Source organism: Mammaliicoccus sp. L-M44 (assembly GCF_022386355.1).
Lineage (GTDB): Bacteria > Bacillota > Bacilli > Staphylococcales > Staphylococcaceae > Mammaliicoccus > Mammaliicoccus sciuri_A.
The window spans coordinates 23,757-37,509 of sequence record NZ_JAJNIU010000004.1; the positions used below are offsets into that span (position 1 = coordinate 23,757).

15 protein-coding genes are annotated in these 13,753 nt (G+C 31.3%); 6 read left to right on the forward strand and 9 right to left on the reverse strand.

What is annotated here, in order from left to right; translation table 11 throughout:
- Positions 1-2: 2 nt before the first annotated feature.
- Both LQ611_RS03055 and LQ611_RS03060 read left to right on the forward strand, forming a co-directional pair.
- The gene (locus tag LQ611_RS03055) at positions 3-383 is read left to right on the forward strand and encodes a substrate-binding domain-containing protein (protein ID WP_233670660.1); all 381 of its coding nucleotides are present in this window, start codon (positions 3-5) and stop codon (positions 381-383) included.
- Positions 367-1,023 (forward strand): ABC transporter substrate-binding protein, encoded by a 657-nt coding sequence (locus tag LQ611_RS03060; RefSeq protein ID WP_204182876.1) that lies wholly within the window; start codon positions 367-369, stop codon positions 1,021-1,023. Before LQ611_RS03055 ends, LQ611_RS03060 begins: the two co-directional genes overlap by 17 nt.
- A 168-nt stretch (positions 1,024-1,191) precedes the next feature.
- Here LQ611_RS03060 and LQ611_RS03065 read toward each other — a convergent pair whose 3' ends face one another.
- Complete coding sequence (locus tag LQ611_RS03065) at positions 1,192-1,626, reverse strand: DUF3995 domain-containing protein (protein WP_204169131.1); 435 nt, start codon at positions 1,624-1,626, stop codon at positions 1,192-1,194.
- Between the two features lie 44 nt (positions 1,627-1,670).
- Positions 1,671-2,486, reverse strand: coding sequence for a metallophosphoesterase (locus LQ611_RS03070; RefSeq protein ID WP_204169143.1), 816 nt, complete (start codon positions 2,484-2,486; stop codon positions 1,671-1,673).
- Between the two features lie 110 nt (positions 2,487-2,596).
- On the opposite strand from LQ611_RS03070, the gene LQ611_RS03075 reads away from it, so the two are divergent.
- The 3 genes from LQ611_RS03075 to LQ611_RS03085 all read left to right on the forward strand — a co-directional run bounded on the left by LQ611_RS03075 (position 2,597) and on the right by LQ611_RS03085 (position 5,409).
- Positions 2,597-3,382 carry an arylamine N-acetyltransferase family protein gene (locus tag LQ611_RS03075; RefSeq protein WP_204169130.1) on the forward strand — a complete coding sequence of 262 codons (786 nt, stop codon included), beginning with the start codon at positions 2,597-2,599 and terminating at the stop codon, positions 3,380-3,382.
- Between the two features lie 10 nt (positions 3,383-3,392).
- Positions 3,393-3,830 carry a MarR family winged helix-turn-helix transcriptional regulator gene (locus LQ611_RS03080; protein WP_204169129.1) on the forward strand — a complete coding sequence of 146 codons (438 nt, stop codon included), beginning with the start codon at positions 3,393-3,395 and terminating at the stop codon, positions 3,828-3,830.
- A 175-nt stretch (positions 3,831-4,005) separates the two neighbouring features.
- The gene (locus LQ611_RS03085) at positions 4,006-5,409 is read left to right on the forward strand and encodes a DHA2 family efflux MFS transporter permease subunit (protein ID WP_267919472.1); all 1,404 of its coding nucleotides are present in this window, start codon (positions 4,006-4,008) and stop codon (positions 5,407-5,409) included.
- Between the two features lie 43 nt (positions 5,410-5,452).
- On the opposite strand, the gene LQ611_RS03090 is transcribed toward LQ611_RS03085, so the two are convergent.
- From LQ611_RS03090 to LQ611_RS03120, 7 genes are all read right to left on the reverse strand, one after another.
- On the reverse strand, positions 5,453-6,871 hold the full coding sequence (locus tag LQ611_RS03090; RefSeq protein ID WP_204169128.1) for an MFS transporter: 1,419 nt from the start codon (positions 6,869-6,871) through the stop codon (positions 5,453-5,455).
- A 235-nt stretch (positions 6,872-7,106) separates the two neighbouring features.
- Positions 7,107-7,457 (reverse strand): PTS glucitol/sorbitol transporter subunit IIA, encoded by a 351-nt coding sequence (locus LQ611_RS03095; RefSeq protein WP_204169127.1) that lies wholly within the window; start codon positions 7,455-7,457, stop codon positions 7,107-7,109.
- Positions 7,458-7,475: 18 nt separating this feature from the next.
- Positions 7,476-8,486: a PTS glucitol/sorbitol transporter subunit IIB gene (gene srlE / locus LQ611_RS03100; protein ID WP_204170617.1), complete on the reverse strand. Its 1,011-nt coding sequence runs from the start codon at positions 8,484-8,486 to the stop codon at positions 7,476-7,478.
- 11 nt (positions 8,487-8,497) lie between these two features.
- Positions 8,498-9,049: a PTS glucitol/sorbitol transporter subunit IIC gene (gene srlA, locus LQ611_RS03105; RefSeq protein ID WP_204169123.1), complete on the reverse strand. Its 552-nt coding sequence runs from the start codon at positions 9,047-9,049 to the stop codon at positions 8,498-8,500.
- Complete coding sequence (locus LQ611_RS03110; RefSeq protein WP_049319612.1) at positions 9,037-9,507, reverse strand: transcriptional regulator GutM; 471 nt, start codon at positions 9,505-9,507, stop codon at positions 9,037-9,039. Before LQ611_RS03110 ends, srlA begins: the two co-directional genes overlap by 13 nt.
- A gap of 2 nt (positions 9,508-9,509) precedes the next feature.
- Positions 9,510-11,393 (reverse strand): BglG family transcription antiterminator, encoded by a 1,884-nt coding sequence (locus LQ611_RS03115; RefSeq protein ID WP_204169122.1) that lies wholly within the window; start codon positions 11,391-11,393, stop codon positions 9,510-9,512.
- Positions 11,394-11,420: 27 nt separating this feature from the next.
- Complete coding sequence (locus LQ611_RS03120; protein WP_037589348.1) at positions 11,421-12,218, reverse strand: SDR family oxidoreductase; 798 nt, start codon at positions 12,216-12,218, stop codon at positions 11,421-11,423.
- A 197-nt stretch (positions 12,219-12,415) separates the two neighbouring features.
- Here LQ611_RS03120 and merA point away from each other — a divergent pair, with 197 nt between their 5' ends.
- The gene (merA, locus tag LQ611_RS03125) at positions 12,416-13,738 is read left to right on the forward strand and encodes a hypothiocyanous acid reductase MerA (RefSeq protein ID WP_204175589.1); all 1,323 of its coding nucleotides are present in this window, start codon (positions 12,416-12,418) and stop codon (positions 13,736-13,738) included.
- The last annotated feature ends 15 nt before the right edge of the window (positions 13,739-13,753 follow it).

Consider the following 13,753-nt stretch of genomic DNA (forward strand, 5'->3'; position numbering starts at 1 on the left):
ATATGAAAAAGTTACTTTTATTAATGGTCATCACACTTATATTAGCAGCATGTGGTCAAACAAAAGGAACAAGTGATTCAGACAGCAAGAAAGAAACAGTCACAGTTAACCAAAAATATGAATTACGTGGTAAATATAAAGACGGTAGAGATGCAGAACAGAAAGACGAAAAAGTTAAAATCACGAAAGATCCTAAAAAAGTCGTTACATTTGATTACGGAGCAACAGACATCATTAAAGCACTCGGTAAAGAAAATAATGTAGCCGGTATTTCAATAGGTTCAAGTGATTCTATGCTACCTAAAGAATTAAAATCTTTTACGAAAGATAAATATACAAATGTCGGTGAATTAGGAAAACCAAATTTTGAAAAAAATAGCTGAAATCGATCCAGATTTGATTATCTTTTCAAATCGTACAGAAACATTAAAAGAATTTAAAAAAGCTGCCCCTAACGCATCACTTCTTTATATAGGTTCAGATGATAATGCCGTCGTAAAATCCGTTTCAGATAATACGACGAAACTCGGAAAGATTTTTGGAGAAGAAAAGAAAGCTAAAGAACTTACAGATCAACTTAAAAATGAAGAACAAAAAGCTAAGAAATCAGTGAAAAATATAGATAACAGTGTCATGCTGATGCTTACAAGTCAAGGTGAATTATCAACATACGGACCAGGCGGAAGATTCGGTGGCCTACTCTACGATCAACTTGGATTTAAACCAGCAGATAAAAAAGTGAAACCAAATCCACACGGCCAACCCGTCAGCTTTGAATACGTCGCTTCAAGAGATCCAGAAGTCATATTCGCTATGGATAGAGACAAAGCAACAGATGGAAAAGGAACAAGTAAGAAAGTACTAGGAAATGACGTACTTAAAGACGTAGATGCCATAAAAAATAATAACATCATTAACTTAGACGCAAAATCATGGTACTTCTCATCAGGTGGAATCAAATCTACAACGAAACAAATACAAGAAATACAACAAATCGCGAAGAAATTACAATCACAGAAATAATAAGTGTGGATGGTGATGTTGAAGTTGTGGCTAACTTCCACTATTCGGAATTCTGGTAATTAGAACGTTGTAACTTCCATTATTCGGAATTCTGTCCCTTACAGCATGCAAACTTCGACATCTTATACGACAAAAAACGCCACTGACTCCTTCCAGTGGCGTTTTCCTTTATCTATTCTGTTTCACTTTCATAATATATCCAAACAATCCGATTCCCCATAATAAAAATAGTGGATCCCACACGAATGCTTGTCCGAAGGCTGTAAAATAGTTATGGTTTTTGATTATTTTACACATTTTCAATATGCCAATTATCATGTTTAATCCACCATAAATCATTAGAAAAATACTGCCTATTAAAGATATGATATATATTTTCTTATCAAAATGATTGGTTAATGTTAATGGCACGATGGTCGCTAAAAATTTAAATACACCTATTAGCAACAGCGCGATATTAATCCATATTCCAAACTGTGCACTTAACGTGAAGACCCATGAGCCAACTGTTATGAGACCCGCTTCTCCACCAAGTCCCCAATACAATGAAAATAGTGCATGCACACTTCCTGCTATGATAAATAATGATATATACTTTTTCATTCAATCACCTATTTATAATCATAAATTTTCTTCGATATATATTTTTATATTTCGATAACTTGTATTGTATTTTTAATTTCAGTTGCTAAATCAGTCGTTCGCCATTCTCTTTGATAACCGAGACATGGACATATATATTGAATACCACTTTCTTCTATTATATTACGAAAATGCACATGCCCCATAATACTGTATTTGATTGGATATGCTTCATAGAACTTATCAAAGTCTGATGTACCTATAAATGCATTAAAATAATCAAATATTCTATGTGGCATTGGAACTGCAAATTTACGATTGGTCACAATATGCGTCATTAATATAATGTTTTTATCTTTCACCTGTTCTAAATCATTTTTCACGGATTCGGCAGCTAATCGCGACATTTCTAAGTCTGACTTACCCCAATCGATATGTTCTTTATCTAACCATGTAGAGCCGTAATATTTTCTACGTTCTAATCTTTCCAAACTAAATTTGTTTTGATCTGCAAAGCTATAATCATACCATCCACTATGCCCGACAATCGCCCAATCTTCATTCACAATATATGGACTTGCTATAATACTTTCAGGTTGTGCTTTATAATATTCAAAAATTTCATATGAACTTTTTTCTTCTTGATCTTTTTTCCAATAATCATGATTGCCTGGTATAAACAGCACTTCAACTTTAGAATGACGCTTAACATTATTTACAAACTGCATCGTCTGTAAATAATGATTTGAAACATCACCTGCTATTAATAAAAGGTCTAAATTCAAATGTGTAATTTCTTGCGCTAAAATATACTCAAAATCTTGAGGATAGTAATCTTTACTTCTATCTATATGCAAATCTGAAATGGTACCAATTCTCATATGCATGACCTAGCTTTCTTTAAAATAACGTTGTATATCAATTTTATATTAACATATTCTACCCATGTATCCTTTATAATAGAATTAAGATTTAAATGGGAGGTTTTAAGTTGAATATTTTACAATTTGAAGACTACTTAAAAATAGATACAGAATCTTTTAATCAAATAGATTTGCGCACTTTGAACCACTATATCGAAAGATTCATGTACACTGTACCTTTTGAAAATATTAGCGTTCAAAATAAAGAACCGATTTCAGTGAACATTGATGACTTATTTAATAAAATTATACAACGCCATCGCGGTGGATTTTGTTATGAATTAAATACGATTTTTCAATATTATTTAAAAGAAAAAGGATTTCACGTCGAGCGTGTGTCAGGAACGATTCATACACCAGATGACAATTGGAGTAGAGATGGTTCACATATGTCGACAATCGTACATTTAGATCAATCTTATATTGCAGACGTGGGATTTGGTGACTTACCAACAAAAGCTATTCCAATTTCTCAACCAGATAATATTCAAGTCATTGATGATGTTAATGGTCATTACCGTGCTATTTTAGATGAGGATAGTGTCATTCATCTTCAAAAACAGTTAGATGACCAATCATGGCGCACATCTTATTTAACAAATGAAATCAGTAGAACGTGGGACTTCTTTATAGAACATTTAGATTATAATGAACACAATCCTGATTCAATATTCGTTCAGAAACTAATTATTACAATGGCTAAAGAATATGGTAGAGTAAGCATGTCTTATGATCATTTAACCATTACGTCTAAAAATCATAAACAAAAAGAAATCTTCAAACGTGATCAATATAAAACCATATTAAAAAAATATTTCGGAATAGATGAAACAATTCATACGTTGGAAAGTTGAGGTTTTAAGTGTGATATCAAATAGTGAATTACAAGAACTAGATTTATTTGATTTAATCAGTGAACGTCACGGACTTGTACGTTCAAGATTAGAAAATATGTGGAACGAAACACATGACATGCATATTTCAGGATCTGAATGGTACATTATGGCTAAAATTTATAAACATAAAAGAACGATGGCATATATTAACAAGCACGTTAATATCTCTAGACAAGCCGTTCATAAATTTGTAAAACAATTAAACAACAAGGGCCTAGTCGATATACAAGATGTTGAAGGTAACAAGAAAGAAAAGTCCCTACAATTAACTACTCTCGGTGAATCTTGTTATCTTGAAAGTAAACAACATAAAGCGTTGTTAGAACAACAAATTATAGAAACAATTGGTGAAGATAACGTTCATAAATTAATAGAAATTATGAAAATGGATTGGAAAATAGAATAACTTTTTTGTAAACCTAGTTGACAATATAACGAAATTTCTGCTAAAGTAAATGAGTTATTATTTTAATAATAATACTAATAATTCAAACTATGCTTTTGCTAGTTGCATACGCTCTCAGCAAAATATTAATACACATTCATCGTGTATTCACTAGTAGAAGGAGATTAAAGAATTCATGATCAAAGCAGAAGTAGAAGTTAAAAGTCCAAAAGCAATGGCCTTAATATTAATGTTAGGTGCATTTATAGGCTTATTTGGAGAAACAGCATTAAACATGGGTTTAACAAATGTTATGGAAGATTATCATATAAGTGCACCACTGGCACAATGGTTAACAACTGGTTATCTATTAGTACTTGCTATACTCGTTCCAATTTCCGCCTATTTAACACGTTGGTTTACAACACGTCAGCTTGTTTTAGGTGGATTTATTATTTCATTGATCGGTACTTTGCTTGCAGCCTATTCACCTATCTTTGCCATATTGATGATTGGCCGTCTCATTCAAGCTATTGGAACAGGTATTATCCTGCCAGTTATGATGACCGTTATGCTCACAATATTCCCAATTAATAAACGTGGTATCGTAATGGGTATAATGGGGTTAGTCATTACGCTCGCACCAGCTATCGGACCAACACTTTCTGGGATTATTATTTCAACATTAAGTTGGCATTTTATTTTTTGGTTTAGCGCATTATTTTATATCGTTTTATCCATTTTCGCTTACGCTAAAATCAGCAATGTTTCAGAAATTACAAAACCAAAAATCGACTTTATATCTATCATTTTATCTACCGTTGGATTTGCAGGATTAATTTACGCATTAAGCACGATGGCAGAAGTTTCGATCAGTTCTCCTGTCGTATGGTTACCACTTATCGTTGCGATAATAGCGTTAATACTTTTCTGTATGAGACAATTAAAAATGAAAGAACCTATGTTAAATCTATCGGTCTTTAAACATCCGATGTTTACGTTAGGTGTCATAATGATTTTCTTATTAATGTTGATTATATTATCAACAGCTATTTTATTACCTATTTATTTAAAAGGTAGCCTACTTTTATCAGCTGCACTCGCTGGTTTAGTTCTATTACCAGGAAATGCAACAAACTTTGTATTATCTCCTGTTATCGGAACATTGTTTGATAAATACGGCGCAAGATATTTTGGTATAGCTGGATTTTTATTAATATTAATTTCGAGTATTGGATTTACAATCGTACTTTCATCATCTACACCTGTCTGGGTGATCATTTGTTTATTCATCGTACTATTTCTAGGTGTAACGATGGTTATGATGCCAGCTCAAACGAATGGTCTTAACCAACTACCACCAAACTTGTATGCAGATGGTTCAGCCGCTATGAATACATTAATGCAAGTTGCAGGTTCTGCTGGTACAGCACTAGCTATAACACTTTATACTATCGGACAACAACAAGTAACAGGTGGCTCAAGTGATTTAAATGGAAGAGAAATAATCGCACATGCTGTACAATTTGTATTTTATTTTATAAGTACAGTTGCAGCATTAGGACTCATCACGTCATTATTTGTTAAAAGCAAACATTAAAATAAGCCGGCGACGTCATAAACGTCCCGGCTTTCTACATATATTAATCTGTTTTTATTTTACCTTTTTGTATTTCTTGTTCTGTCCACCATAGTGCATCTTCAGGATTTTTAACGGCATGTTCGAAATCTTTTTTAGAAGATACTGTTGGATATGATCCTTTTAATGCTTTACCTGAAGTTGTTTCAAACAGGAATAGTATCGTTACAAATCCTATAACACTTACAGCTGTTAAATAATAAGCTGGTGCTAATGGATTTTGTGTGACATGTACTAACCATGTTGAAACTAATGGTGTTGTACCACCAAATATTGAAACAGATACGTTAAATGTAACTGCTAATGTACGGTAACGAACATCTGTATAGAAAATACTTGGTAATAAACTTGGCATTGCACCTTCATATGTTGATAAGAAGAAACCAAGAATAAAGATACCTAATGATATAAACATTAATTGGTTAAGTCCTATGAAATAGAACGCTAGCATTGAAAATGCTGTTAAACCAAATGTACCGAATAACACAACTTTTTTGTTACCGATTTTGTCACTTAAACGACCGAATATAAATGCTAATGGTACCATAATAACCATTACACTTGTAATCAATACAGTACTAACTGTAGTTGAAATACCAATTACTTCGTCTAAGTATGACGGCATATAAGAAAGTAACATATAGTTTGTAATATTAAAGAACGCAACTGCTATAAAGCAAACGATAATATCTTTTTTATGATTTTGAATAATTGAAATGAATGGTTCTGGTTTTTCATCATTCTCAGAAATATCATTTTCAAAAATTGGTGTTTCATCTAAATGTCTTCTTAAATAAAGTCCAACTAAACCAAGTGGTGCACCTAGAATGAATGGAATTCTCCAACCCCATGCTTGCATTTGTGCATCTGATAAACCAATAAATAATCCACTTGCTAATAACGAAGCTAAAATATAGCCACCTAACGTACCAATTTCTAATCCACTACCTAAAGCACTTCTTCTATTGTCTGGAGAAGATTCTGCAATATATACCATTGCACCTGCATATTCCCCACCAGTTGAGAACCCTTGAATAATTCTCGCTAATAGTAATAAGACTGGCGCCCAAATACCTATTTGATCATAAGTAGGCAATAATCCAATTAATAACGTTGAAGCTGCCATCAATACGATAGTAGTTGTAAGAACGGTTTTTCGTCCAAGTTTATCGCCGATTTTACCAAATATAATACCACCAAGTGGTCTCATTAAGAACGCAATCGCAAATGTAGCGAAAGTAAATACTAATTTCAGTTCATCATTTTCAACTGATGTAAAGAAATTCTTACTAATGATAATTGCTAAATAAGAATAAAGACCAAAGTCAAACCATTCCATAGCATTACCAATACCTGTAGCATAAACACTTTTTTTAGTTTGTTTCATATCTACAACATTTATTTTATTCTTGTTGAATTTCATGTTTTTATAAACACCCTTTCAATATAGTTATGTATACTACCATATTGAAAAATAAGCACAACCGTAATTTTACACTTTGTTAAGTATCCACTTTTGTGAAAAACACCACAAGTATATAACCTTATTAGCCTCATAAGTGGTCGACCAATGTTGTAAAATCACTCATATTTCTTGGATAATTTTATAAAAAAAACAGAAAAAAGCTTTTTCAAAGCTTTTTTCTGTTCTAATTATTTTAAATTATTTCAATCTTTGAACCTTCTTGAAGTTTCACGATTTCTTTGTCTTCTAAATATAATGACCCAGATTGTTCTGCATTTGTACTTCCATCAAATTTTAAAGTAATATGCCCTAAATCATTTAAATTTTTATTTACTGCAGATCCTACTTTTGTAATTTCATATTCTGTTCCATCAATGAATAATTTATTTGATTCAGTAATCTCATTTTCAACTGGATTAATATCAATAATGTAACAAAAATCTACTAATTCATTTGGTGCGTTATCACCAAATAATATAATCATCTTTTCTGCTTCAAATGCATTAGCATCTTTTCCTATTTTTTTAATCTCTGTTTGATACATGTCATTTACTCTCCTTATTTATTTATATAGACCGAAGCTTGCTAACCAGGCGACGAATACCCTAGGCACACCGTTTAAGAATCGTGAATATAGAACAGATGGCACACCAACTTCAATCGTTTTAGTTTCTGCTTCTGCTAAACCTAATCCAACCGGAATAAAGTCTGCAGCATTTTGTGTATTTATTGCAAATAATGCTGGTAATGCTAAATGAGGTGGGATGTTACCTTTACCAATTTCAACACCAATAAGTGTTCCTAATACTTGGCCGATAACGCCACCAGGTCCTAATAATGGACTTAAGAATGGTAATGAACATATAAGTCCAATAGCTAATAATCCCCAAATATTACCTGCTAATGGTGACATAAATTTAGCAAATAAATCACCAATTCCTGATCCTTGAATAATACCAATTAGTAATGCAACAAATCCCATAAATGGAATGATTGTATGCAACATCGTTTCTACTGCATCACGAGCAGCTTGGTAGAAAGTATTGATTACTTTACCTGCACCTAAACCTATTTTAGTTAAAAGTGATTTATTCTCTTGCTCTGCTCTTGTTTCCATAATTTTTTTATTCTTAGAATAAGTCGTTTTTTCTTCTGAAGTATCTGCAGAATTGTTAGAGTCAGTATCATTACCAGTAGAATTACTTTCTCCAGCTACTGTCACTTGATCAACATCCACATTAGAAACATAAATTTCTTCAGTAATATATTGTCTTAATGGACCACTTTTACCAGTTGCCATTATATTTATTGTAGGGATACCTTTTTGAGGATATATACCACATCTCAAAGTTCCACCACAATCAATAACAGCAACTATGATTTCATCTTCAGGTACTGATGTTTCAAAACCATTAACTGGTGTTCCTCCAGTTATTTCACAAATTTTATCAACGATATCTGGTTTATGACCACCAGTAACATACATAACTTTATCTTTTTTACCTTCAATACCTATTTCTAATGGTCCACCAAATCCACCTGAACCTTTTACAATTTTAGCTTTTTGACTCATTTTATGTCACCTCACCCTTCAAGTTTAACTTCAGTACTTAATTTAACTTTTTGTTGTTTCTCAACATAACTTGTTGTAAAGTCTGTTACCCATCCACCAATAAAGTTCATAATAAGACCAACTAGTAAATATCTAACTGCTAAATCTGTCATTGGTAACCCCAACTGTTGAATACCATTTGCAATACCCATAAAAATAAATAACTCTGCTGGGTTTATATGTGGGAAAATACCATTACTTGTATGTGCAAATTGTGCAGCTGATGCAAAATAACTTGGTTTATATTTTTCAGGCATAAATCTACCGAGCGAATGTACCATTGGATTTGCTAACATAAACGATCCTAAGAATGGTAATACTAAATATCTTAATAATGGGTTTTTGGATGATTTTTGAGCAATAATATTAATACGGTGTTCTCCTATTAATTGAATTAAAGTATTCATTGCAATTAATAACATTAAAACGAGTGGTACAATTGTTGTCATCCAGTCTATAAATGTATCTGCACCTGTTTGAAATAACTTAATAAATCCTTCAGCTAACTTAACTATGAAGTCCATGATGATTTACTCCCTTCTTTTTTAAACATTCCATTTATTTTTTTAACTGCCTTCATCATTGGAGATGGAATCTTCTCAATTTCTCCACCTGATTGAATGACGTTAAATGTATGTTGTGCGTCCAATATTGCTTTAATTAACAATTTGTTATATTTTTTCAAATCTGTATCTCTTAATTTATTGATTTTATAACCATCTAAACCTTTTAATTTTTTAAATTTAGAAAATACGGTTACCCCTTGCATATATCTTGCTTCTTCGATTTCATTCCGATTATTTATTTGTAGTAAAACGAGTGTCCCAGCTTTAAAAATTGCTGGTCTTCTCCCTATTGCTACACGACCATTTTCACGCATGCTCGTATAATGCTTTGTAAAATTTTTAATTTGAAGTAGTCCTAATAAATACTGAATTACAAATCCAACAGCTAACATGATAATCAATATTATAAAAAACATAACTAACCTCCGATTTCTTTATTTAGTATATGTGCAAGCGATATATAATCCGTATCACGATTGATTTTTTCAATGATATAACTGTTAGCTGTAATTGCTAATATTTCTTCATATAATCGAATTAGTACCGCTTCATTACCTTCATTTTCTGGTGTTGCTACCATTACAATAATTTTTACATTTTCATAATCTAATAGAGGTTCATCTAATATACAAAACTTCACCCATATATCATTTAGACTATGGCTAGTATGAGGGAAGCCTAATAAACCAGTTATGGTAGATTTATTATCTTCTCTTTCTAGTATTCTAATCGAAAAGCCAGAATCTACTTTCTCTTCATCAATCATTTCAAGTGATAAATACTTTATGACATCTTTGTAATTCATTCTTTTACTAATATGATAAACATCAGACTCGTTGATAAAATCAACTAAAATACTATTATTAAATAATTGGCGATTATTAACATCTTTATATATTAGAAACTGCTCTATTTTAAGCTTCAAAGCTTGTTCATCTAAAATATTATCTACATAAATAATTTTATTAAATAATCTATTACTTTTTATTGTTGAAACTACTAGATCAAATTGATCTATATCATTCAATTGAATTTGATTTTCATTTATTACTTTCACTTGAATATCTTTACCAAAAATTCTTTCTAACTGCACTGTGACCAATTTTCCACTACTTAATCCCTGATCTGTTATAAACGCAATCGACTTTATTTCTTTTAACTTTTGTTCTAATTGCTGCAAGTAAACACTAAAATATATAGATAAAAATCCAAGTTCATTTAAAGGAACTTCTATATCTAATTCTTTTTCAATATTTTCTGCAAGTACCTTTGATAATTCATAAGCAAATGGGTATCTCTTTTTAACCTCATCTATTAAATCATTATGAATATTAATCTCGAATATGAGTCTATTTATGAGATATTTGATATGAAGTTTTATATCATTACTGAACAGTTGCTCATCTATTTTTATAGTGTAGTAAAAGTTAATGTCTTTAATAGTATTTTCAATAATACTATTAAGTATGGTCTGATCGTGTTCATTTATCATTTCATCTATAATCGAAGCTCTCCTACCAATAATTTGAAAGACGATTAATAGAATTTCTAAGTTAGGAAATACAACTTCATAATGTTTCTTAATATAATCCTTAATGCCACTGACAACTTTGAAGTCTTCCGATTCATACACTCTCTCGTCTATTTGAACATTTTGTTGAATATTAAATCCTTCGTCCAATCTAGTTAATATGACCTGTGTAGAAAGTCTTAATCTTCTATAACTAGTAGCATCTAAGTTAAACTTATCTTGAATATTTTTTAAAGTTTCATTTATATGGTCGGGTAATATAGCACTTTTATATTGATTCGGAAAACATTCAATCAATACTTTCCTTACTTCAATTTCACTACCTTCGATTCTGAGACCAACGTTTTGAGTACCTTTAATTTCAACTTTGTAATTTTTTAATATGTTTTTTATTTCTATCAACGTATTATTAACGATACTTTTACTTATATATAGTTCTTCAGCAATGTCATCGATTGTACAAACACCATTATTCAATAAATAGTAAAAGACACTTTCTTCTCTAGCTTCGACTTCATGAATGCTTTTACTTATATTATTTTTCAGTTTTTGTAAAATATTAAAGAATACTGATTCATCTAATACAATCATCGATATTTCATGATGATCTTTAATAATACTGATTGAACCACCAAAATGTGTAAGTAGTTGATTAATATAGTTAGATAACGTTCTTTGAGATATAGAAAGTTGGTGGGCAAGTTTATCAGTTGATATGTGTTCTTTCTGCAATACTTCTATTATTAATAAATGTTTTTTATTCAATAACATAACTTCCCCACCTTTCTATCTCTTAATTTAACCTCTTGATTTACCACCAGAAATGTTAATTGTTGTCCCCGTAATATAGCTTGATTTGTCTGAGCTTAAATAACAAACTAAATCAGCTACTTCTTTTAATTCTCCTACTCTTCCTAATGGTATAGATTTTGAATAATCACCATTAAGTTTATCGACAGTTGTATTTCTACTATAAGCTAATGCTTCCTCATATTGTTTTGTACGTAATCCAGTTTCTTCTAATATTCCTGGAGCAATTGCTACAACTTTAATATTATATTTACCTAATTCTTTAGCCCAACTTCTTGTAAATCCAATTAATGCAGCTTTTGTAGCAGAATATATACTTTGACCTTCTGAGCCTTCTTGACCAGCTTCACTCGCAATATTAACAATAATACCTTTATTATTTTTGACGAATTGTCTACTTACTTCTTGGCTAAATAATATAGGTCCTTTTAAATTCACGCCAAACATTAAATCTAAATCTTTCATATTAATTTCGTATTCTGGTTTTTCACCTTTAACATCCACTAATAATCTAGGTAAGTTTATGCCTGCATTATTAACAAGTACATCAATTTGAGATTGCTCTTCTAAAATTTGACTAACTGTACTTTGAACCGCTTCTTCATCTGTAACATCCGTTTGAATAAAATGATAATGTTCATTATCAATTGGATTATCTTTTAAATCTACATTATATACAATTGCACCATTTTCTAATAGTGAATTCACAATCTGTCTACCGATTCCAGATGTTCCACCTGTAACAATTATTACTTTACGTTCTATCTCTAACCAATTATTAGACATATCTATTGCCTCCTATGTAATTTGTAAATTCATTATAGTATTAAACGCTTTCATAATTAATTTAGATTTTTATGCATAAACTTGAAAACGGTAAAATAATAGAAAACTTGCTAACTGATATTGAAGCATCCTACACAGATTTACACCTCAAAAAGCGTTATACTAAATATAAATCATCACAATTGGAGGTTTTGTAAATGAAACGATTTGATATGTTGATTATTGGTTTTGGTAAGGCTGGTAAGACGCTTGCTAAAGATTTTGCAGGGCAAGGTCAAAAGGTCGCGGTTATTGAGCAAGATTCAAAAATGTATGGCGGAACTTGTATAAATGTTGGTTGTATTCCGAGTAAGACATTGCTCCATGAAAGTCTAGAACATCATTCATTTTCTGAAGCGATGGATCGTAAGAAAGATGTTGTTGCTGCTTTAAATAAGAAGAATTTCAACAATCTTAATTCTGATGACAATATCGAAGTGTACACTTATAAAGCGCATTTTAAAGATAACCAAACAGTGGTACTTTTAAATGATCAGAATGAAACGGTTGAAACGATTCAAGCGGATAAGATTGTGATTAATACGGGTACGCGTTCAAATATTCCTGATATAGATGGTATTAAGACAACTGAAAATATTTATGATTCTAAAGGGATTATGGCATTAGATCACTTACCTGAAACGCTTGTTATTATTGGCGCTGGTTATATTGCTTTAGAATTCGCGACAATCTTTTCAAAATTAGGCAGTAAAATTAAAATCGTACATCCTCGTAAGCATGTATTAGTAACTGAAGATAAAGATATTGCTTCTCTTATTTATGATGAAATCATTAGTCAGGATATTGAATTTATTGATGAAGCTGAAGTAACAGCCTTCTCTACCGAAAATAATCGTCCTGTTGTGCATACTTCTCAAGGTGATATAACTGGGGATGCGGTATTACTAGCGACTGGTCGTGTGCCTAATACGGATTTAGCTTTAGAAAATACAAATATCGAACTTGGAGAGAAAGGTGAAATTAAAGTTAATGAACATCTACAAACTTCTGTAGATCATATTTATGCAGTTGGAGATGTTAAAGGTGGTCCTCAATTTACTTACATTTCATTAGACGATTACCGTATTGTTAAAGATCATTTAGTTGGTGAACAACATCGCACAACGGAAAATAGAGGTTATGTGCCTTATACTGTATTTCTAGATCCTCCACTTTCAAGAATTGGCTACACTGCAAGTAAAGCTAAGAAAAATGGTCACAATATTTTAGAGGGCAAAATTGAAGTGAAGAATATCCCTCGTCACAAAATCAATCATGATGACAGAGGTTTATTTAAAGTTGTTGTAGATGTAGATAGTAAACTCATTCTAGGTGCAAGTCTTTACGGTAAAGAATCTGAAGAATTGATTAACATTCTGAAACTTGCAATGGATCAACAAATTCCATATACCGTTTTAAGAGATAACATTTATACGCACCCTACGATGGCTGAATCATTTAACGATTTATTTAATATTTAATTTAGTCAAAATAGG